Source organism: Bacteroides sp. 3_1_13 (assembly GCF_001185845.1).
Lineage (GTDB): Bacteria > Bacteroidota > Bacteroidia > Bacteroidales > Bacteroidaceae > Bacteroides > Bacteroides xylanisolvens.
Map to the genome: position 1 here is coordinate 290,608 of NZ_KQ236955.1, position 22,460 is coordinate 313,067.

Here is a 22,460-nt window from a genome sequence, read left to right on the forward strand (position 1 = left end):
ATGAAAAGACAATATATGCTATTCGTCATCGTGTTGTTGTTCTGCACGAACACATCAGCACAGCAAAAAGAGTATTCCGGGAAAATACACGTCACGACGCTGTCCCTGCAACAAGAAGGGGATTCAGTGTACGTGAAACTCTCTTTCGACATTTCCGGGGTAAACGTAGATTCACGTCGTTCGATCAGCCTGGTTCCCGCTCTGGTAGCGGCAGGCGACAGACTGGACCTGCCCGAAGTAGTCGTCAAAGGACGTGAAAACTATAACGTGTACCGACGGGAAACCGCCTTGATGAGCAACCGGGAAAAAGCGGCGTATGCCGCAGAAGCTCCGTATGCAGTCGTCCCCGGATTCAAATCGGGGAACGCAAAAACAATTGCATACAGCGTAGCCGTGAAATACAATCCGTGGATGGCGGACGCAAAGCTGGATATGTATGAAGACCTTTGCGGCTGCGGCAATCCTGCGCGGAGGATAGGCATCACCATGCTTGCCAACCGTATAACGCTAGAGAAAATAATAGAGCCGTACGAAATAACTCCCAGCATGGCATACGTGCAACCTGTCGTCGAACCGGTAAAAAGACGCGAAATCATCAGCGAGGCTTTTCTGGATTTCGTTGTAAACAAGACCGACATCCGCCCCGATTACATGAATAATCCGCAGGAACTGAAGAAAGTCACCGACCTCGTTGCCGGGATAAAAGACGACCCGGACATCACAGTCCGCGCGATCAACGTAATCGGCTACGCTTCACCGGAAGGCTTGCTGTCCAACAATCAACGGTTGTCCGAAGGCCGGGCCAAAGCACTGACCGATTATTTGGCTTCACAATTCGATTATCCGCGGAGTTTATACAAAGTCGCTTTCGCGGGTGAGAACTGGGACGGACTCAAAGAATGTGTAGAGGCGTCCCAAATGCCGTATCGTAAAGAAGTTTTGGAGTTCATCGGGTCTTTCCCGGCCGAATGTGACTACGCTGCCCAAGTGAGGCGAAAAAAAACATTGATGAACCTGAAAGGCGGCGAGCCATACAGATACATCATCCGGGAGTTCTGCCCCTTACTTCGCAAAGCGATTTGTAAGATTGACTTTGACGTCAGAAATTTCAGCATCGAACAGGCTAAAGAGGTATTCAAAAGCCGTCCGCAAAACCTTAGCTTGAATGAGATGTTCCTTGTTGCCAACACCTACGAAAAGGGATCACAAGAATTTATCGACCTGTTCGAAACTGCCGTAAAACTATATCCCGACGACGTGACCGCCAATCTGAATGCAGCAGCAGCCGCGTTGTCACGCAAAGATACGGTCTACGCCAAGCGATATTTGAGCAAAATAGAAAAATCACTCGATATCCCCGAATACCACAACACAATGGGAGTACTGGAAACGCTTTGCGGCAACTATGACAAAGCAGCATCACACCTGAACAAAGCAATGGAAGCCGGACTGCCGGAAGCCAAGCAAAATCTGGCAGAAATGGCAAAGAAGCAGGAGAATGCCATTCTTATCAGGCAACAACAGTCAAAGAAAAAACAGCAGAGATGAACAACAAAGATTAATAACAGAGATAAATAACTGATTTATAAACACTTTTAAAAAACAGGAAAGCATAACAAAAAACAACCTCCTACAGGTAAGCATTCACCTATAGTTTGTTTAGGGACCAAACTATCAAACGGGCAAAACAAAAGCTAAAGCAAAAGCTGACGCAATTATTAAACATTTTATTTATAAAAACAATGAAGAAAATTATTTTCATGGCTTTATTCGCCGCCACTCTCTCCGCTTGTTCCAATGAGAACAACGAGGTGACCCAAGAAACAACGAACCTGAAATCACTCGATTTTTCTTTTGATGTCGCTACTCCTAAAACGAGAATGAGCGATGACAAAGTGACCACAGCAATAACAGCGGTCAGAAGCAATATTCAAAACATTACCATCGAGTATTTCAACGCATCCAATGCTTCGCTTGGCACGTATGACTTTACACCCGAGCAGGTAGCTACGGCAAAAGGTGACGACCAGACTGCCGCTGCTGCTGGCCGCAAACCCGTTAATATTAGCAACATTCCCAGCGCTACGACTAAAGTGAACGTTTATATGAACGTCGATAAGAGTGCTGCCGACATTAATGACTTGCAGATAGGATACACGAAGATGGAATATCGTGGTACACCTGAAGATATCACATTGAAAACACCAGGAGGGGAAAGAACAGACGGCAGCACGAACGACCTTTACAGTGTCGAAGTTTCCGTGGCGCCTGTATTGTCACGTTTCGAGTTTCACGGCAAGGCATCAGACATTAAGGTGAATAGTTCAGCAAGCGGTACACTACCAAGCGGAGTTGAAAACGGAACAAAAGATCAGGCTAAAGACCATGTAAGCGATGCTACAATTACAGCGGCAGAAAAGGCCGCTCAAGAAGCGTGGAGAAAAGCAAATCCGGGCTCTCCCGATCCGACATGGAGCTTCACATACACTGTCACGTATGAATACGATGCTGCATACACGATTACAGATATTGACGGATATTATATGAATAATATTCCTCTCACCAAAGGTGGAAATCTGGTCATAAATGCCAACAACGGTACAGGTGACTGGAACGATGCAGCTAAGGATAAATATAAAATAGATGGTGATATGGAAAAAATGTTCGATACCACTGTAGAAGCAGACAAAGTTATCGCATACAATTTATTCCCTCAAACAGCGACAAACGGCACAGGTGCCAGCACTACCGATGTAAAAACAAGTATGCCGCACTTCGTCCTGAAACTTGCCACTAACGCAAGCGGTACAGCCTCCACCCGATGGCTGACAATCCGTGCATTGAAAGTTGCGGATGCATTGGTTACCTCTTTCGATGCCGGCAAAGTATATGTACTGAATGCCACCGATATTAATATCAATCAATATTCCGCCAAGCTGAAAGTTACCGCTAACGGTACAGTTGGTCCTGAAATACCGGAACCCGTAGACCCGACAGACCCGAATCCGGAACCGGTAGGCAAAGACCTCGACGTTCTTGTCAAGATCACCGAGTGGACCATTGTCAACGTGAAACCCGAGTGGTAATTACGACCATTACCGGACGTTAAACGACGCATAAAAAAAGGGGGGACGTGGCTGATTACCACTTCCCTTCACAAAGCCGTCTCCCTTCCCCCGGAAAGAATGACGGTAACGGGTGATAACCGCACCCTGTAACGGTTAGTATGAGATTCATTTTTTGATGCAGAATTATGAGAAAAGTCTTTTTCGTAGGGTTGATTGCCATGCTGACAGGTTGTAGCCAGGAGAGCCGCGTTGCTTCGCCGGAAGACTCCGGCATCGAGCTACAAATTAATTTATCGTTAGGCAGCGTCTCCACCAGAGCCGTAGACGACCCCATCACCGGCAACGACGGCAAAGAATATGTATTGCCTTTTACAGAGGTAAAAACGCTGAAAGTCGATTTATATAAATCTCTTGAAGCCGCTCCTATATTCACTTATACAGCCACCGATGCAGAGATTGCAGGCATCAGGAATACCGCCACCGGAGAGTTGGCAAGACTCTCCATACCCAAGATTCCGGTAACAACCCAATACGTGAAAGTGACGATAAACCGGTTTAAAGAGGAGAATCCGCTTATCAACCAGTTACAGGTGAGCAGCCAGGACGACCCGCCCGCCCCTACCATGAACCGGACAGAGATTCCTTACGAAGGAGTTACCAAAGAAATTATCGTCATCCCCGAGGAATCGGATCCTTTCTCCGTCAAGGTGAAAGCCATCGTGGAAGTGGCTCCCGTATTGAGCCGGTTTGAAATCATACCGGGCGAAATCGTGGTCACCAACCCTGCAACCACAGGCGCTTCATTCGACTGGACGGACGGAACCGCAGGCAGAGACAAAATCAAGAACTTCACCGAAGCCGATATCACCGTAGCCGAAGCAGGCGCGCGGGAGAATTTCAGGAAGAAATACGGAACGAACGCTACCGCTGCCGCTATCTATTCCTATCGTGTCCGGCTCATCCGGTCGCCCTTCCCCGACGGCTTCGATATCAACAGCACGCCAACCGGATTCTATTTTTATATGAATTATTTCAAGCCGAGCCTCAACGCCGCCACTATCATAAAGAATACAAACGATGGTATCTCCGACTGGAACATGACCACAGGTTTTGCTGAATACAAGAAAGGAGGACAGCAGTCCAATATGTATGACGCAAGAACATCAGAGACTACAAAGGTGAACGCTTTTCATCTTTTTCCCCAATCGGTGGCGGCAGACGCTACTTTGCAACAAATCAAAGACGGAATGCCTCATCTGATTATGGGCTTTAGTACCGATAAGATAAAACGCTGGCTGACGGTCAGGGCATTCAGCGACAAAAGTAATAATGAAATTATCAACGCATTTAAGCCGGGGTATTGCTATTCCCTCGACCTTGATGATGTCGTTATCACCCCATGGTCATTGGGTTTGGACGTTCGCATTACCGATGGCGATAAAGTGACGGAGTCAGATCCCATCATCAAAGATTTCGATCAGACGTCTCACGTGCCCGAACCTGAAGGCGCAGATCTAGCACTCGGGCTTCGTGTCTCCAAGTGGAGAGACAAAGACTTGGAAGTAGAACTTTAACCGGAGAAAATAAAAGAAAGAATGAATAAAACATATTTCATAGGAATACTCCTGATTACTGCATCTCTTTTCGCAGGATGCACCAAAGAGAACACGGAAGATTGCTTTTCGGGACTCAGACTCGATTTCTACTTCACCCATCATACCGGCAACGGCAATCTCTTCGGCGAAAAGGTGCGGCGGATTCACGTGTACCTGTTTGACACGGAGGGCATACTTCAACTCCACGCGACAGACAACGGAGACAAACTGGAATATAGTTACCTGCAAAACGGACAGATACAGACGGTGTCAAAACCGAACCCGTGGGGAAAGCTCTCTGACGAGTATGTGATGAATCTGGATAAAGTGCCGCCGGGAAAATACAGAATTATATCATGGGCGGATAACGGGCAGAAAGACAACACTACTTATTTTCATGGAGAAATGAAAAATCCGGCAAGCCATAATTTAAGGAAAGACGTCACGCTGGGAGCGACAATGGCGGACGACCTCTATATGTTCTTAAAATGCCGGACGGCATCCGGACTGCCCGAAGAACTTGTTCCGGAAGCAGAGGAGATAAACGACCTGTGGTATGGCGCGGCAGGCTCCCGCCATCCCCAAAGCGATATGTATACCTATGAAACCGTGGAAGTTAAAAACAGCGTGGTCACCGCACGCCGCATCGAACTGATCCGCAACACCAACCTACTGAAAGTCACTTTAAGCGGACTGGAACATCTCACGCCGGAAGTCCGGGACACGCCCGCCGCGAACCGGGATACGGACTTCAAACTGTGGGCGGTTGCTACCGACGAGAGGTATAAGTCCGACAACACATTTGACGGGTACACCCGCTCCGTCCGCTACTCTCCATTCAAGACATTGATGGACGCGAACACGCTCTCTGCCGACATCAAGGTATTGCGGCTGACAATGGACCGCCCGGTGCTTTTATATATCGAGACACCCGGCGGACGCAGGATTCCGGAACAGCCGATTGACATCGTCAGTATGCTGTTCAAGGCACGCAACCCCGACACGGGAGCGTATATCTACCAATCGCAGAGCGATTTCGACCGGATATACGAACATCCGGTGGAAGTACGCATCGGTCCCAACCTGGACATCAGAATCTTTATCGGAGAATGGGAAATTGTGAACGTGAAACCTGCTGAATAGGATATGAAAATGAGAATAAGATATAGAATACTGGCATTGGCCGCGGCCGCGCTCCTGTCGGGCTGCGCCAAAGAATCCGCTGTGATGAACCTGCCTGAAGCAGAGAAAGTGACCGTACAGATAAAGACCAAAGCCCTTACCGGCAGCGTGGTGGAGGGAGTGACCATAGAGAAAGTGCGTTTCATGCTCTTTCAGAATGAGACATTATTAAATAATTATACCACTTCCAACGGGACGCTGAACATTGACGACAGCGGGTTGTTCAATCTTGCTGTCAGCCCGGGAGTATATTATTTCGCCGCCATCATCAACGAGACGCCCGAACTGACGGAGAAACTGAATGCCGTGACGAAGCGTACGGATATCGACGGCGCCGGATTCGACTGGCAAAGCAGCGCGCTGACCTCCGGCAATATGCCGTTGGCCAATCTGGGAGAGATAAAGATTCAACCGGGAACGACGTCCGGACAAGGAATGGCGCAACTGCGCCCCGTATACAATTCGGAAGGCGGCAGATACAAAGGTGATTTCACGACAGCATCCACAACCGCAAGCATCGATATGCCCCGCGTGATGTCGCAAGTATCCGTGTTTTTGCGACAGGACGATGCGGTGACGGAAGAAATAAAAATCAGCAACGTGCAGGTTAGCAATATACCGCGTTACAGTTATCTGATAGACCAACAGGATACCGACAATACCAATCTGAATCTCTTCAACGGTCCCGAATTTACAATTTCCGCATCCGGGGGAGGCAAAGAGTACAACGGCAAACAGTACCACCCCTTTCCTACCGCCATTATTGCGGAAAAATCGTTCTATAAGGATGGAGCAGACGACGAGACAAAAGCCGCCGACCCAGATTATGCCGCTTATATATTTATCAACGCAACCTACGGGGGCATACCCACTACGTACAAGATACTGCTTCGTGAAGGAGATGCTAATTTCAGGCTCCTTCGTAATACCAATTACAATGTGTATGCTACAATTAAGCAAATAGGCAGCAAAGGCATCTATGTGGTGATTGAACCTGTCAAACTGTACAATATCGCGGTTAATTGGGCTCCGGTAGAAGGACTGGTCATCGTGAGTGACCGGGAGGCGGACTTCAACAAGAATGTCAATGTGTGGAGTGACTACACGGCTTATTCCGGCATACTTAAAGTATATAAAGGCGACGCCTACCACGATGCCCTGTTCAAATACGGCAGCCTGATAGCTACCGGAAATGATGCTATAGCTACTGCAGAGCAGGGGTTCACTGCCCCGACGGCTGTTGAAGCGACCAATGATGTAATCTGGTATCCCGGAAATTTCAATGTGACGGGTATCGGTAGCTGGAATGATGTCCCTTATATCACGGATGCGAGCAATATCCCGTCAGGGAATACGCCCGAACTGGTAGCACAGGGTAAGGGAGATCCCTGCCGTCTGGCAGCATTATCCCCTCATCAGATAGGTGTGGAAGGGAAGGTAGACAACCAACAGTGGCACATGGCCAATCCTACCGAATATGCCACATTGATAAAGGCAGCAAACGGGACAGGCAGCGAAAATGATAATGGATACTGTTCTTTTCATGAACTGCTGATACCCAACGTCAAGTACCGCAATGAAAGCGGAGTGCTGGTTTCCTCCCATAATTACAAGGGAAACTATTGGAGCACGGAAAGCAACAAGGCATTCTCCTTCGACAGCCGGAATCCGACAGCAGCAGCACTCGACGCAGCCGCTCCCGGACAAGGATATACCGTTCGTTGCGTAAGAAACAGCATTCCTGAAGCTCGTATAACAATCAATCCTCCTACTTCCGTAGACTATAAGGGGGCAGCCGTCAACGGACTTCCTTTCTATATAGACAGCAACGTGCCATACTGGAAAATGGAACTTATCAAGAGCGGAGACCACGTAGGAACCTCCATCGATTTCGATGACTTCTCATTCGCTCCTTTAGCCATAGGAGTGACGCACGAAATCGAAGGTTCTTATACCCAGACTCCCAAAGCGTACATTGCGCGCAGAGAATCAAGAAACGAAAGCCGCACTTTTGGAGTAAAATTCACTTCCATGCACTTCACCGGTGAAGAGAATACTTATTATTTCACTATAAAACAGAATGGATATAGCATCAGCGGAAAACTAAGTATCAATAATCTGGAAGATAATAATAGAATTAAAAAAGAGGGAGGCAAGTATACCATACATATTGAACTCACTCCTGATGACGTACCTATGCCTGTAGGGGCTGAACTTAAAGTTCGATATACCTATCTTGGTGCTTCCCGTGGTGAAGAAAGCACAATCGCCACCACTATAAATGAAAGCCAACGTGAATATGAGGTGGAACTGAACATCCTCCCTAATAATACGCCGGATGTTATCGGACTGGTATTTCATGTATACATGAACGAAAGCAGTTTGGGATATCGCGAGATAACATCAGATTCTTATTACCAAAATAATTAGTGACAATGAGAAACAGAATAACAAACATAATCATAGTAATGGCAATAATGACTCTGACCTCATGTGTCAGAGAAGAACTTTTGTCATCCTCCCGCAATGGAGAAGAAGGCGAAAGCGTAAAAGTAGAACTTAGCTTTAAGATACCTCCGGCTTCGAGTCCGCAGGAACTACAATCGAGAAGTATGTCCACTGATAATGCTTTCTCTGTAGAATTCTTCAAAGAGGCGTCTCTGACAAAAACGCGGTCGGGTGAGGTGGCAGAGCTATATAATCTGTGGTTATTTCAGTTTCATAGTGACGGCTCCATACATGGTTCGCCCCAGCAAGTATCCGACCAGGTGACGATGGTAAACGAAATGGCTCTATTAAACGTCACGCTACGTGTAGGTACTGACCAGACACTCTACATTGTAGCACTTGGCAAAAAAGTAACCGTAGCGAGCAATCTGATGGAAGTACGGACTATCAAGGAACTTGAAAACCTGCAACTGGACTATGTCGACAACAGAAACGGACTCTATTATTCGCGGATAACCAATGAGAGCGAAATCCCATACGCCGGAGCCGCGAAAGGTATCAGCGTAAATAAAACAGGAAATAGCGACAACGGTGAGATTGTTTACGGCACACCTGATGGTTTCTCCGGTGGCATAGAAGTCAAACGTCTGGTATCACGCATCACACTGAAGCACAAATTCGATGTCACGGAAAACACGCTTGAAGGCATGAGACTGCTCAAAGTACCAACCAAACTGTGTATCAATCCCGCATCAGCAGATAAAGACGTAATAGACAATATCCCGATGGCAGACCTGGAAAGCGACAATGCTTTCGGGGATGCGGACAAGGACACGGATGGTTTCTTCACATCGCAATGGTATGTTGCGCAAAATAAACAAGGAACCATATCAGATATAGTATCAGAAAGAGACAGATATCGGAAAGTGACTGACGGATCGGGAAAAGCACCCGAAGCCGGCACAAATATCGAAGCGTGGTCATATTCTAAAAGTGACCGAAAGCTCTATACAGTTCACCAGATATACGTTGGAAATAACAACACAAACAATTTCGATGTGGAAATAAACAGCTACTATGATCTTCGAACAATCATCAATTCTGTAGATCTTAATGACGGACGTATCCGCTCCTACACAGCCGTCCAGAAAGTTTATCTTTCATCCTCTTCCTATCCCACAAGCAGCGGAAGCGGAACTGGAACAATAACCGGAAAAACCAATGTATATTTTGACGCTCACTACGGATGGCGGCCTGTTATCATCTATGCACAAGGGCGTAAGGTGACTGTCGGCATTTATAAGGATGCACAATGTACGCAATTAGCCAACATGAACTCTGCAACGGAAAACTGGCTTCAACTGTCAGCATACCCCAATTATACGGAGGTGGTACGTAATGGTGGCGCAAATGTGCTCACAAACCAGATAGAAACTAATATTTTCGTACCGACACGGTTCAAACTATACCTATATGCAGACGAGTATATCACTGACGAGAATGGAGTGATTACAGACCCCGAATTCGATAGAAACAAGGTTTATAATGCTGCTACAAACTACCTGCCGACCAATTTCGTATCTGAACGAACTCTCTATGTAAAAGTAACGACCGAAGATATTACCGCTGAAGGAACCTCCCAAAAACGAGAAGGGAAGTATACCATTAAGCAAAAACAAGGACATTATGTCGGTCTATTTGGCGGTGAAATAGAGAATGGACAATACACAGAGGGACTCATCATTGATGCATTTAATGAGAATAATTTCCAAATTGACGATGAAATAGCAACAGCACTCTACATGTACTCCGGATATTATAATGTCATGACCAATTATGTATGGGAAGGAGAAAATCCCGAGACAAACTACTGCAGTTTTATGAACGGCAAGCAAGCAACATTCAATTTAGCAACAAACCCTAAGAACTATGTTGTTAATAATGGGCAAGCAAGCATCATTCCACCTATGCGGAAAATCAATGGTAATATAGATTTATATCAATATAATTATTATAATAGTTTCCATGCAAGATTCTGTCATGATTTAAACAGAGATAAAAACGGAAACGGTGTGATAGATTATCTACCGGATGATCCTGAAAAGAATGAATTTGAATGGTATCTGCCATCCACATATCAGGCATTCGGGATACTGACCTCCGCAGGAACTATCATTTATGATGCCCCGAACGCATTAGCATCGGAACGTACTGCAACCTATGCTCCCGGTTGGATGATGGAGGGGGGAGGCTGGTATTCCAGCAACACAGGTAAAAACAGTTGGAAATTGGTTCGTTGTGTCAGAGACATACCTGTTCCTCCAGAAAGAAAAACAGGAACCAAAGTAACCACATATATAGACAATGGAGACACCTATGCCCTGATAGATTTATCAACTCTGCCTTACGGAATCACAGATAGAACCACTGCAGAAGGGAAAACCGAGCTATATGAGGAACTGGACCTATACAGTTATTCTACAAAAGGTACGGAATATGACCCGGAGAACCCTCAAAAAGATGCTTCCCAACCATTAGGTAAAAAAGTTTTCCGCGGAAGAAAAAATTATCCGCCGAGTAAGACTACTACTACCGTCACACTCCAAACTTTAGTGTCCTCTTTTTCTTCACCAAGATTTATCGTATCACCTACAGACGTATATAATGATGGCGACACGAAAAGTAACTCTGCAAGCAGTATACTTCAAGACACTGAAGGTACTCCACAATCCAATAGTATCACAATGACTTGGGCTGAAGCGAACGGAAGACTCAATACTGCCAATAGTCAAGGCTGGAATATCCCATCAAAAGCAATGAATACCGGATGTTATGCCTATAAAGGTAAGAGCGGGAAAGACGAGCCCGGAAGTTGGCGCGTGCCAAATAGTCGAGAATTATCCATGATTTTAGTATTCGCTCACGAATTAGAACAGTTTTCTTCAGAAACAGGTTTTCAGAAGTTATACGAGGCAAAAGCGGCGAATTATCTCAGTAATGGATATTGGAGTTCCACAGAACAAAGTTCTACTTCATACTCTCTAGACAAAGCCACGAGTGGTCTTATTGATGTAAATTATGGTCTTACTATATACGAAGGTGCTAATAAAACCTCTACAGATAGAAATCGGCTACGTTGCATCAAAGACATTCCGTTGAATTAGCAACAGCAAAGCCAATCGATATTTTATAATTTCTCTAATAAGTCTACCTTTGCCATACAACAGTGCAGGGGTAGATTTATTAGAGAAACTTATTGGAAACTTCATTTCCGCATTTTAACCAACAATTTGTTCCTCACCGAGAAACTGTAGTTTCCTCGGTGTGGAAACACTTGTTTCTCGGTGAGAAACGGATTCTTGGTTTTAAACCAATGTACAAAAGTAAATTCAACTAATTAGAATTGGAAATATATGAACGGCTGAATCTCCGAACTCTTCATCTGAATAACCAGATAAATCAAAGCTACCATCAAAACAGCTTTTCCTACGAAAGGCAAACGGATCACTCCTCGACAAACTGCATTTTCCCAACTATCGGGAGCAAAATGAAGCAGGAAGCCAAGCAACATCAACGCAAACACTTTCCAATATCCTTCTAGTAATTGCGGGAACAGTTGCGGACGGAAAGTGGTGAATATCTGTCCCAGCATATCCATTGAATTCTGGAAATCGGCATTGCGGAAGAATATCCAGCAGAAGCAGACAAAATGGAAAGTGATAATTACTCCAAACACACGGCGCCAACCGTGACTCTCCTCTCCTTTCTTACGTCCGGTGATTGTCATCCACATTTTATGCAATGCTAAAGCAACACCGTGGAAGGTTCCCCACAGTACGAAATTCCAAGATGCACCATGCCACAGACCGCCCAAGAACATGGTAATTATCAAGTTGAGATATTGCCGGAATTTACCTTTTCGGTTTCCTCCCAGAGAAATGTATAAATAATCTTTTAGCCAACTGGATAAAGAGATGTGCCAACGACGCCAAAATTCCGTAATAGAGGCAGACTTATAAGGTGAATTAAAGTTGAGATTGAAATGGAAGCCTAATAATAAGGCGATACCGATAGCCATGTCGCTATATCCGGAAAAGTCACAGTAAATTTGCAAAGCATAACCATAGACTCCCATCAGATTCTCAACACCGGAATAGAGAGTAGGATTGTCAAAAATACGTTCTACAAAGTTGATACTGATATAATCGGATATGATGGCTTTCTTGAAAAGACCGGAAACGATCAGAAAGATTCCGCGTCCGAACATCTCCTGCGAAACGAATAAGGGTTTCCGGATTTGCGGGATAAAGTCGCGGGCACGCACAATAGGGCCTGCCACCAATTGGGGGAAGAAAGATACGTAAAAGGCATAGTCCAAAAGATTGGTTAATGGTTTTATATCTCTTCGGTAAACATCAATGGTGTAGCTTAACGACTGGAAAGTGAAAAAGGAGATGCCGACCGGCAGGAATATATCGAGAGCGGTAAATTCTCCTCCCATCAATGACGCAATCACTCCACCCAGAAAATTGGTATATTTGAAATAGACAAGAAGTCCTAAATTAACTCCCAAACTCAAAGCAACCAATCCTTTACGTTTCCAATAACCCTCTGCACGATCCATAAGCTGCGCAAGGAAGAAGTCGGCAACGGTGACTATGGCAAGCAGGAAAAAATAGGTGCCGCTACTCTTATAGTAAAAATAATAGGAGAAGAGAGTAACAAACATGATACGGGCGGTGTATTTGCGTTGTAACAACACATACACCACCATGAAAGCAGCGAACAACCAAAGGAAGATACCGCTGCTGAATATCATTGGCGCTTGCGGATCGTAGGTAAGTACCTCTTTCAGTCTACTGAAATCTATATCAATGGGAAACATAGTCATTATATGCTTTGATAAGTGCTTGGTATAATAAATTTCCTTGCAGGATGTATCCTTCGGGTAAATAATGTACATGATCGGGGCGCATCAGTTTTGCGTCTGTCCAGTTCGTGCAGGCACGGCGCTTCCCTCCGACTACATCGTACATATCCCACACGAGCAGACGATGGTCTTTTGCATAACGACGAATGGTTTCCGCTGCTGTCGCTGTACGTGGATTGATGACATACGTGCGTCTACGCCTTCGCTGCCGGAAACTTTCATAAGAACCGGGAGGGGTAGTCAGAAGAATGGGTACGTTAGGAAGACTGTCGCGCAACAGTTTCACCAGTTCATCCATCTGATTGTAGTGCACATTTATATTATAACGCCGGTTATGGCTTTCATTGGTTCCGAAAGAGAGAATCAGCAATTCGGGCTTCAGGGCGGCGATTTCGGCAATACGATCCGGATGGGTAAAGGTAAGGCAAGTAGCTCCGTTGACGCCTTTATCTATATAAGAAACAGCACCGAAAGTTTCTGTCAAACGGGTACCGGTGGTTTGAGGGTAGATATGCCCACGTACATGGCTGTCGCCAATATGAACGATACGGACTGTATCTTCGGAGAGTCCGGCACGCACCTGACGGAGATGCTCAAAGACGGGAGCCAGCAGAGCAATACTGTCAATAATCTCATTCCGACCGGTTTCGCGGAAAGCTGAAGGGAAGGATATCTGTACAGTGATCGTATCATTCGCCCAGTTCATTTCCCGTAAGGGCTTTATAAGTTTTGCGACCTTTCCCGGCGGAGGACATACAGGTATACGATCTTGTGCGATTGCTTCCGCAAGGAAACAAGGAACACTCAACATACCGGCGAGAATAAGAATAAAGACAGACTGCAGATTATTCTTGCTCATAAGCACGCCTCCTGTCGTATTGTTCCTTACCATAAATCATCGTTTCATAAAGTAGTCCCGCCAAATGCTTGCCGCCACGGAAGTTTATATGTGTATAATCGTAGTTTGCCATAGAAGGTTTGGCATGCACCAGTTTTGCCATGCTGCCTTCTCCACCCATGGCTTCAAACATATTCCAAAAGGCGATGCCGCTTTCGGCGGCAATGTTCTGCTGATAACGAATCAGATTCTTCACACCGGGCATGGTACGAAGTTCACCGTTCTCGTTTTTAGAATCACGGTCGCCGACGCTCAACAACAGGATTCCTGCTTGTGGGAAACATTCTTTCAAATGCTCGATAGCTGTGAGCAGTCCTTTTTGATAGTTATCATAATTACGTCCCCGTTCGGTAGCTACATTCAAACCATATTCGAGGATAATAAGGTCGTAAGGACGTTGACGGTTAAACTGTTTCAACATTTGTGGAGGAATGCCCCGCAGAGAAAGACCGGAACTGCCACGCAACGAGAAGTTGTCGAGAATGATTCCTTTCTTTCCATCCATTGCCAAACCATAGAACAATGTAGAGTCTGCACGGTCTACTGTCCAACGGATAGAGCCGATGCGCCCGTCCACCTGGATTTGCTGCAATCCGTCGGAAGGGCCTAATGAATAATTCTTGTTTTCTCCTTTGTTCACACGGGCAGAAAGGAGGACGGAGTCTCTGCTATGGAAGAAGATGGAGGCACGCTGGCAAGTATCGAGCAGGGAGGCATATTTATTTTGCCCGCGCAGTTCTACATAAGCTCCGTTGCGGGGAACGAAATAATGACCGGATATGCCTTGTTTCTTCTTATCGAAATAGACACTGTCTGTTACCGCATGACTGGACCATCCGCCAAACGTATGTCGCACCGTAGGACGGTAACCGCTTGTCATGGAAGTGATGGTAACAAAACCTACACCACAACCGCCGAATTGTTTCTGAAGCATTTCGCGTAAGTCAGCCGTAAAGATATCCGCTTCGATAAAGGAATCTCCGAATACGGCAATACGCACCTGTTTGTCATCGGAGTCATCGGAAGAGACACGGTCGAGTGCTTTATAAAAAGGAGTCATCCCCCGGAGAGTGGAATCACTGTAATCTTCAATGCAAGTCATACCTATACGACAGGTATCTACAAAGGCAGGTTTTACAACAGGAGGCAAAGGGATGCTGTCCGAATCAGCTGCGGCAGTCTCTGATTCCGGATAACGAAGGTCGCTCAAAAGGTCTACACGCCTCATCGTGTGCCCGTCAATAGTCAGCGCCGGAAGCCAATGAAGCCCGAGTAAGACTGCAAACACAATCAGTACGAACCACAACGAATATTTCAAATAATTCTTTATTATCTCCATCTTTACAAGTAGATATAGGCACTATTTTAGTTCTTGTTTTTACCCGGTGCCGAGCTACCTCTTCCTCGGTGCCGAACCATCTCCTCATCGGTGCCGGAGGAGGCTTCATCGGTGCCGGACATTTTCAGGCTGCAAAGATAGAGAAAAGCAATAAAAAAGAAGGGAGAATCTACATTATTTATGAGATTCTCCCTTTTTACTTATTTACATGCCGGACATCGGTCAGATAGTCCGTTCAATGTTCCACACAAATGCCCGCAAGCCTAATTGCTCCGTTTCCAAGTCCATCTTATGCAAGGTGTCGAGCAACGGATCGACTTTGCTGTCATCGACTACCGTCAGGATAGCCGAACACATACTTGGCCAGGCATGGCTTCCGAAATGCGGATCGCCTGTCTTTGAACCACGTCCCTGTACTTTTTCGAGGTACGTAAAACCACGGCATCCCAAACGGTCAAGTAACGCCATGATTCGCTCGTAATAAGCCTGATCGAATGTTATCAATACTGATTTCATATTCTTTCTTTATTATTTCTTAATAATACTGTCTTTATTCGCCTGGAAGTAAACATCCAATTCACGTTGACGACGGAGTTTACGACGACGATTCTTGATACCTGTTCCTGCGAATACACAATACAGCGTAGGAATCAGAATCAACGTCAAAACAGTAGATACTGTCAGACCACCGATTACGGCAATCGCCATCGGGCTCCACATTTCAGAACCCTGACCGCCACCGATAGCCATCGGAATCATACCGAGAACGGTAGTGGCAGTAGTCATCAGTACCGGACGGAGACGGCTCTTACCTGCTGTTACCACAGAGTTCAGGACTGCCAGTCCGCGCTCTCGACAAAGAGTGATGTAGTCGATAAGCACAATACCGTTCTTCACCACAATACCAATCAACATGATACCTCCCAACAAACTCATGACACTTAACGTGCTACCCGTAAAGAATAACGCCATCAAGACACCACTGAACGCAAACGGCAGGGAGAACATGATGATGAACGGATAAGTCAGTGACTCGAACTGTGCCGCCATCACGATAAATACAAGAATCACAATCAGGATACCGAGTGTTCCCAAATCGCGGAACGAATCTTGCTGGTCTTCGTACGAACCGGAAATCTGAATGGTGACTTCTCCCGGAAGATCCATTTTATCTATCACTTTATTACCGGCAGCCACTACGTCGCCCAACGGAGCACCGGAGATTACTGCGGAAACGGTCACGATACGTTCGCGGTCTTTACGTTCGATGGTAGGAGGCGCGAAACGTTCGACTACCTTTCCGACGTCTTTCACACGAACGGATTGTCCTTGCGCATTGTAAATGAGAATATTTTCGAGACTTTCCAGACTTGTACGGAATTCGGGCGCATAACGCACTTTGATATCATATTCATCTCCGTCTTCACGATATTTAGACGCTACCGCACCATTGACACGGTTACGCAGGTAGTTACCGGCAGTTGAAAGATTCAAACCATGCATTGCCAGTTTTTCACGGTCAAAGTCTACCTGATATTCCGGCTGATAATCACTACGGCTGATATTTACCTCGGTCACACCTTTCACTTTCAGCAATTCACGTTTCAGACGAGCTGCCACGCTGTCGGTTACCGTCATATCATATCCGTAAACCTCAAAGTCGGCACTAGCCTGTGCGGACATACCTGTGTTGCTACCTCCGAGGATTACCTGTGCTTTACTGAATTCCGGATAGGCTTTCAAATCTTCACGCATCTCATCACAGACTGCTTCCAAAGTGATATCACGATCGCCCGGATCCACCAAACTGATGTTGAACGAAATAATATGCGACCCGTTGTCCTGCATAGATGCCCAGGTATTATCAGAGTCAGCTTGGCCGACTGTATAGTTACAGACTTTCATGATGTCTTTATACTTCGTCAGCCATTGGTTAGTCAACTTCTCTGAAAGTTCCTGCGCTATCTCTTTTCGTGTACCGATCGGCAGCTCCAACTTCACGGCAATACGGGCGTTATCCTGTGCCGGGAAGAACTCCGTACCGATACCCTTTGCACACATTAAACTGATAACGAAGAAAGCAATACATCCCACAATGACAATCGGACGATGACGTACAGCCCAGTTCAGCATCTTCGCATACCAGGTATCGAGCCCGTCGAGTGCTTTCTCTATTGGAGTAAAGAAGAGCTTGAACATCTTCGACGGTTTCTTCTGTAAACGAAGCAACTGGGAACAGAGCATCGGAGTTAAAGATAGTGCAGCGACCGTAGAAATAAACATGATGGCACACATCATCCAACCCAACTGTTTGAAAAGTACACCGGACATACCGCTTACCATTGTCAACGGGAAGAACACGGCAATCATGGTCAGCGTAGAAGCGATTACGGAAATTGCCACCTCATTTGTTCCGTGCACGGCTGCCTGTTTCGGATCGGAGCCACGCTCGATATGGGTCGTTACGTTTTCAAGTACCACAATCGCATCATCCACTACCATACCGATAGCGATAGAAAGCGACGAAAGCGAGATGATATTAATCGTATTTCCACTAACAGCCAGGTAAATGAACGAGGCAATCAACGAAAGCGGAATGGTGATACAGATAATCAATGTTGCACGCCAACGTCCCAGGAAAAGGAACACGACGATGACAACGAAGAGCAAGGCATAAACAACGGTTTCCGTCAAACTGTCGATGGTGTTCAAAATGTTGTCGGAGGTATCGACAATGACACCAATCTTCACGTCACTCGGCAGGTTCTTCTGAAGCCTCGGCAATGCGTCGGCCACTTTCTTGGAGATTTCTACCGAATTGGCTCCCGACTGTTTCTGAACAACAATCATAGCACCTTGCACACCATTGTTATAGGTTTCCTGTGCACGTTCTTCCACAGTATCGACGATTCGGGCTACATCACGCAAAAAGACATTTGCCCCATTATGCGTACCTACCACTACGTCTGCCAACTGTCGGGAATCATCGAATTCACCTTCTACACGCAACGCGTATGTTTCACTACCGATATCGAAGTTACCACCGGGAATGTTCTTATTCTCGGCGCCGATAATGGAACTGATTGTTTCGATAGTCAGGTGATAGGCTTCCAGTTTATTGGGGTCGCAATAGACCTGAATCTCACGTTGCGGCGCACCACTGATAGACACGGTTCCGACTCCCGGAATACGCGCCAGCGGGTTTACCACACGGTCGTCCAATATCTTATAAAGGGCTGACTGACTTTCATTGGCCTGTACGGAAAGCAGCACGATAGGAATCATGTCCGTACTAAATTTGAAGATGATCGGATTCTCGACATCATCGGGAAGCTGCGAACTTACCATGTCGAGTTTATCACGCACATCATTGGTCAGAACGTCAATATCGTTACCAAACTCGAACTCCAATGTAATCAATGACATATTCTCGGAAGAACGGGAGGTAATATGTTTCAGGTTGCTCACCGCGTTCAACGTATTTTCGAGCGGGCGAGTCACATTATTTTCTATATCCGAAGCACTTGCTCCGGGATAAGCGGTCATTACCATGATTGTATTCGTGTCAATGTCCGGATACAAGTCGATAGGTAACTTGGACAAAGAGAAAAGACCAAAAATCACCACTGCCAGGAAGCAGAGGGAGGTCATAATCGGTTTCTTAACCGCGCCTTCGTATAAACTCATGTTATTTTATTTAAAAGCCTCTCCCTGCTCCTCTCCCCAAAAGAGGGAGCCGGAAGATCGTTTTGAAATCAGGTTAATTAATAAAAGCATCGGGCGAAAGGTACTGAACACCTCTTATTTGGAAGAAGACTGGGAAGAGGCTTCCACCTCTACTTCCATACCATTCACCAAACGTGACTGTCCGGCAACTACCACCTGTGAGTTATCCGGTACACCGGATTTCAACTCATACTCCGTACCCATGCGTCTACCCAGTTCGACCTTATTATAAGATACTTTACCGTCTTTATAAACGAATACATAACGGTCACCGGAACCTGCCTGCTTAACGATTGCCAAATCGGGAACAACGACGTTTTCTGCTGTACCGAAGTTCAATGTCGCACGGGCAAACATTCCCGGACGCACACGCTGGTCTTTATTATCCAGTCTGATCTCTACCTGGAATGTACGGGTAGTGGCATCTATGGTAGGGTAAATCAGATTGATGGTTCCTGTAAATACTTCATCGCCATATACATCGAGTTTCACGTCGACAGGAGTACCTTTTTTCACTTTCGTGAAGTAGGTTTCGGACACGTTAATCAGGAGTTTCACCGGAGTGATCTGTTCTACTACAAGTACGGGTTCTCCACCGCTGTACATATCGCCATTATCATAGTTGCGTGCAGTGACCACACCGTTGATAGGGCTTTGCAAAGAGGTATTCTCCAGCAGATTCTTATAAGCGGTTTTCTTCACATCGAGTTGCATCTTCGAAGCATCCCACTCTGATTTGGACGCACCGCCCACTTTATATAATTCGTCGATACGGTTGAATTCTATTTCCTGATTATCTAGTTGCAGCTTCGTCTGTTTCAGGTTGGCTGCATCCATCTGCACAAGTTTCTGGCCTTTGGATACGCGGTCGCCCACTTCCACAAAAATCTGGTCGATACGTACGGGAGACGAAGGAGCTATATTATTCTTTACTTCGGCTTCCACCGTTGCTGTGTAATCTTGTATTTGATCTACGGGACGGGCTTTTACGTCTGCCAGCTTCACAATGGGCTTCGCGTCCACATGTTCCGCAGCCGCTTTGTCTTTTCCACCTGTACATGAGCCCATAAACACAGTTAACAGCAGGGCTACCAATTGGATACTTCTTTTCATATTCCTTAATTGTAATTTTTTAGTTGTCTATCTTTATTCTTTTCCCAGAACCTGATCGAGGTCTGCCTTAGCAACCAGGTAATCGTATATGGACTGATTATAGGTGAGTTGCGCCTGTGTCAGTGACACTTGGGAACTGTTCAGTTCGAGCACCGTACCCTTACCTACATCATAACGTTTTTCGGCAATCACTACCGCTTTCTTTGCCTGCATCACATTTTCCTTGTTGCTGACTACCTGTTCTGTGCTGGCACTCATGTTATTGCGACAACTGACAATCTGCATATTCAATTGTCTTTCCGTATCAATACGGTTCCAATCGAGCTGGCGCATCTGTATACGGGCGGATTTCACTTTCGTAAAGTTACTTGCTTTATATAAAGGTATACTAAGATTGAACATCAGGCTGGAACTGTTGCTCCAGTTGTAATTGAAAAAATTGATATTCGGATTATACAGTGATTGATATTGGTAGGAGAAACTCATTGAAAGAGTCGGCATAAAGTTTGTCTTTAAAGACTTTACGTTCTTTTCAAGCAACTTCATGTTCAAGTCCAACTGCTTCATGGTGGTATTGTTGTCCAGATTTACATTTTCTTCTCTCAACTGGTTGGCAAACATGGCCGTCTCATAGTTGGTCAGACTATCGTTAATCTTTATCTCCACATCGGCTGTGATCCCCATCAGGACTTTCAACTGCAACTTAGCCAAAGTCACCGCATTAGCTGCCGAAATCAAGTTCGGTTTAATACTGCGCATCTGCACTTCCGCACTGATCTTGTCATATTCGCTCACAGTTCCCTGCTGATATTTGGCATTCACCACATTGTAGTTATCTTCTGCCAGTTTATAACTGCCTTGAAGCACTTCATAGCTGTCCTGCGCAAGCATCAACTGATAATAAGCCTTGCTCACCTGATTCACGAGATCCAGTTTGGAAGCGCGTGACTTCTCTACTGCCAGTTCAATATCCGTCTTTGTCATCGACATGGCACGATAAACGCCCGGCACAAAGAGTGGCAGATTAATACTCAACCCTGCATTCGCGGTGTTCGTACCGTCTTGTCCCATCTTGAACGACATATCGTTCAATTTCATTTCAGCCGCTTTAATGGTATGGTCTACCGAACCGGCAATACTAGCCTCCGGCAACAGACTTTGCCAAGCTTCTTTGCTGGCAACTTTCTTTAATGCGACTTCTTCTTCTGCCACTTTAATTGTCGGATTCTCATCCAATGCAATTTCCAGGGCTTTGTCTAAGGTTAAGGTTAGTATATTCTTCTCCGCCTGTGTGTCCTGTGCCTTTGCAAAACCAAATGCACAGAGTGCCACAGCTACCAGAAGAATCTTCTTACCTGTCAATCTTTTCATCTTGTCCATAAACTGAATTTCTAATTTAATCTTACTTGTTTGTCAATAGAACCTCACTCTTGCTCTAATCTGCGATGCGGTTCTTACGATATTCTTGTATAAAGTCTTCCAGTACCTTTGCTCCTTTTTCGGTGGAGATGCCGCGTATATAAGTAAACATGATGGATTCGTACACTTCAATGAAAGGATATTCATTGCAGATATCCGTATTCAGAAGTACGTCAAACTGCTCTCGTACCAGCAAATTAACGATAGCGAAGTTCACATCCGGACGAAAGATGCCCTGCTCTACTCCCGTCTTGAAGAAGGACATCGTTTTCTGCGAATCGCTGTCCTGCCGGTTCTTCATCATCTCATATACCTTCGGATATTTCTTGATGTCTTCAAAAAAGCGTTTATTCGTCTGATGGAACACCTCAATACTTTTCTGAAAGACTGCAAGTATTACCTCTAACACATTATGCGACTGTTCAAAGATTTTCTGCAAGTACTTATCTCTGTCGGCCTGTGCCTTCAGTATACATTCTTTCAACAACGATTCTTTATCCGAAAAGACTTCATAGAGGGTACGTTTGGATATTCCTAATGCTGCTGCAATATCGTCCATCGTAATACTCTTGATGCCTTTTGAAGTAAAAGCTTCTGTTGCTGCCGTTATGATCCGTTCTCTTAACTCTACCCGTTGGGAAGCGTCTTTTCCATGCTCTGCCATCATCCGTTTTTCTATTTTATTAAAATGCAGTTTTCGTTTTCTTTTCATTTCCAAAGGAAAAACGGAACAAAGATATAT

General features: G+C 45.6%; 14 protein-coding genes. 6 read left to right on the forward strand and 8 right to left on the reverse strand.

The features are described from left to right. The 6 genes from HMPREF9009_RS01055 to HMPREF9009_RS01080 all read left to right on the forward strand — a co-directional run bounded on the left by HMPREF9009_RS01055 (position 1) and on the right by HMPREF9009_RS01080 (position 11,457). Positions 1-1,548, forward strand: a complete 1,548-nt coding sequence (locus HMPREF9009_RS01055; protein ID WP_049701219.1) for a DUF3868 domain-containing protein — start codon at positions 1-3, stop codon at positions 1,546-1,548. Between the two features lie 194 nt (positions 1,549-1,742). Continuing rightward, entirely contained in the window at positions 1,743-3,086 is a 1,344-nt protein-coding gene (locus HMPREF9009_RS01060; RefSeq protein WP_049701220.1) for a membrane lipoprotein lipid attachment site-containing protein, read from the forward strand. A 167-nt stretch (positions 3,087-3,253) separates the two neighbouring features. Then, positions 3,254-4,642 (forward strand): hypothetical protein, encoded by a 1,389-nt coding sequence (locus HMPREF9009_RS01065; RefSeq protein ID WP_049701221.1) that lies wholly within the window; start codon positions 3,254-3,256, stop codon positions 4,640-4,642. A gap of 21 nt (positions 4,643-4,663) precedes the next feature. Further along, positions 4,664-5,806 (forward strand): FimB/Mfa2 family fimbrial subunit, encoded by a 1,143-nt coding sequence (locus HMPREF9009_RS01070; RefSeq protein ID WP_049701222.1) that lies wholly within the window; start codon positions 4,664-4,666, stop codon positions 5,804-5,806. A gap of 9 nt (positions 5,807-5,815) precedes the next feature. Continuing rightward, complete coding sequence (locus HMPREF9009_RS01075; RefSeq protein ID WP_232313556.1) at positions 5,816-8,275, forward strand: DUF4906 domain-containing protein; 2,460 nt, start codon at positions 5,816-5,818, stop codon at positions 8,273-8,275. Between the two features lie 38 nt (positions 8,276-8,313). Then, positions 8,314-11,457, forward strand: coding sequence for a DUF4906 domain-containing protein (locus HMPREF9009_RS01080; protein ID WP_232313557.1), 3,144 nt, complete (start codon positions 8,314-8,316; stop codon positions 11,455-11,457). 233 nt (positions 11,458-11,690) lie between these two features. Here the strand turns inward: HMPREF9009_RS01080 and HMPREF9009_RS01085 are convergent, their stop codons facing one another. The 8 genes from HMPREF9009_RS01085 to HMPREF9009_RS01120 all read right to left on the reverse strand — a co-directional run bounded on the left by HMPREF9009_RS01085 (position 11,691) and on the right by HMPREF9009_RS01120 (position 22,385). Next, complete coding sequence (locus HMPREF9009_RS01085) at positions 11,691-13,178, reverse strand: MBOAT family O-acyltransferase (protein ID WP_008023012.1); 1,488 nt, start codon at positions 13,176-13,178, stop codon at positions 11,691-11,693. After that, complete coding sequence (locus tag HMPREF9009_RS01090) at positions 13,165-14,115, reverse strand: SGNH/GDSL hydrolase family protein (protein WP_049701225.1); 951 nt, start codon at positions 14,113-14,115, stop codon at positions 13,165-13,167. Before HMPREF9009_RS01090 ends, HMPREF9009_RS01085 begins: the two co-directional genes overlap by 14 nt. Beyond that, positions 14,069-15,460, reverse strand: coding sequence for an SGNH/GDSL hydrolase family protein (locus tag HMPREF9009_RS01095; RefSeq protein ID WP_049701226.1), 1,392 nt, complete (start codon positions 15,458-15,460; stop codon positions 14,069-14,071). The genes HMPREF9009_RS01090 and HMPREF9009_RS01095 overlap by 47 nt, the downstream gene beginning before the upstream one ends. A gap of 222 nt (positions 15,461-15,682) precedes the next feature. Continuing rightward, positions 15,683-15,976 carry a PG0541 family transporter-associated protein gene (locus HMPREF9009_RS01100; RefSeq protein ID WP_049701227.1) on the reverse strand — a complete coding sequence of 98 codons (294 nt, stop codon included), beginning with the start codon at positions 15,974-15,976 and terminating at the stop codon, positions 15,683-15,685. Positions 15,977-15,988: 12 nt separating this feature from the next. Further along, positions 15,989-19,147 carry an efflux RND transporter permease subunit gene (locus HMPREF9009_RS01105; RefSeq protein ID WP_049701228.1) on the reverse strand — a complete coding sequence of 1,053 codons (3,159 nt, stop codon included), beginning with the start codon at positions 19,145-19,147 and terminating at the stop codon, positions 15,989-15,991. Between the two features lie 114 nt (positions 19,148-19,261). After that, positions 19,262-20,299: an efflux RND transporter periplasmic adaptor subunit gene (locus tag HMPREF9009_RS01110; RefSeq protein ID WP_008645763.1), complete on the reverse strand. Its 1,038-nt coding sequence runs from the start codon at positions 20,297-20,299 to the stop codon at positions 19,262-19,264. 33 nt (positions 20,300-20,332) lie between these two features. Beyond that, complete coding sequence (locus HMPREF9009_RS01115) at positions 20,333-21,679, reverse strand: TolC family protein (RefSeq protein ID WP_049701229.1); 1,347 nt, start codon at positions 21,677-21,679, stop codon at positions 20,333-20,335. A gap of 55 nt (positions 21,680-21,734) precedes the next feature. Further along, on the reverse strand, positions 21,735-22,385 hold the full coding sequence (locus HMPREF9009_RS01120; protein ID WP_008023025.1) for a TetR/AcrR family transcriptional regulator: 651 nt from the start codon (positions 22,383-22,385) through the stop codon (positions 21,735-21,737). Positions 22,386-22,460 lie beyond the last annotated feature (75 nt).

Excerpts from the sequence above, each read along its gene's own strand:
- HMPREF9009_RS01055 (WP_049701219.1), top strand. The coding sequence starts at position 1 with ATGAAAAGACAATATATGCTATTCGTCATCGTGTTGTTGTTCTGCACG.
- HMPREF9009_RS01060 (WP_049701220.1), top strand. The coding sequence starts at position 1,743 with ATGAAGAAAATTATTTTCATGGCTTTATTCGCCGCCACTCTCTCCGCT.
- HMPREF9009_RS01065 (WP_049701221.1), top strand. The coding sequence starts at position 3,254 with ATGAGAAAAGTCTTTTTCGTAGGGTTGATTGCCATGCTGACAGGTTGT.
- HMPREF9009_RS01070 (WP_049701222.1), top strand. The coding sequence starts at position 4,664 with ATGAATAAAACATATTTCATAGGAATACTCCTGATTACTGCATCTCTT.
- HMPREF9009_RS01075 (WP_232313556.1), top strand. The coding sequence starts at position 5,816 with ATGAGAATAAGATATAGAATACTGGCATTGGCCGCGGCCGCGCTCCTG.
- HMPREF9009_RS01080 (WP_232313557.1), top strand. The coding sequence starts at position 8,314 with ATGGCAATAATGACTCTGACCTCATGTGTCAGAGAAGAACTTTTGTCA.
- HMPREF9009_RS01085 (WP_008023012.1), bottom strand. The coding sequence starts at position 13,178 with ATGTTTCCCATTGATATAGATTTCAGTAGACTGAAAGAGGTACTTACC.
- HMPREF9009_RS01090 (WP_049701225.1), bottom strand. The coding sequence starts at position 14,115 with ATGGTAAGGAACAATACGACAGGAGGCGTGCTTATGAGCAAGAATAAT.
- HMPREF9009_RS01095 (WP_049701226.1), bottom strand. The coding sequence starts at position 15,460 with ATGGAGATAATAAAGAATTATTTGAAATATTCGTTGTGGTTCGTACTG.
- HMPREF9009_RS01100 (WP_049701227.1), bottom strand. The coding sequence starts at position 15,976 with ATGAAATCAGTATTGATAACATTCGATCAGGCTTATTACGAGCGAATC.
- HMPREF9009_RS01105 (WP_049701228.1), bottom strand. The coding sequence starts at position 19,147 with ATGAGTTTATACGAAGGCGCGGTTAAGAAACCGATTATGACCTCCCTC.
- HMPREF9009_RS01110 (WP_008645763.1), bottom strand. The coding sequence starts at position 20,299 with ATGAAAAGAAGTATCCAATTGGTAGCCCTGCTGTTAACTGTGTTTATG.
- HMPREF9009_RS01115 (WP_049701229.1), bottom strand. The coding sequence starts at position 21,679 with ATGGACAAGATGAAAAGATTGACAGGTAAGAAGATTCTTCTGGTAGCT.
- HMPREF9009_RS01120 (WP_008023025.1), bottom strand. The coding sequence starts at position 22,385 with ATGATGGCAGAGCATGGAAAAGACGCTTCCCAACGGGTAGAGTTAAGA.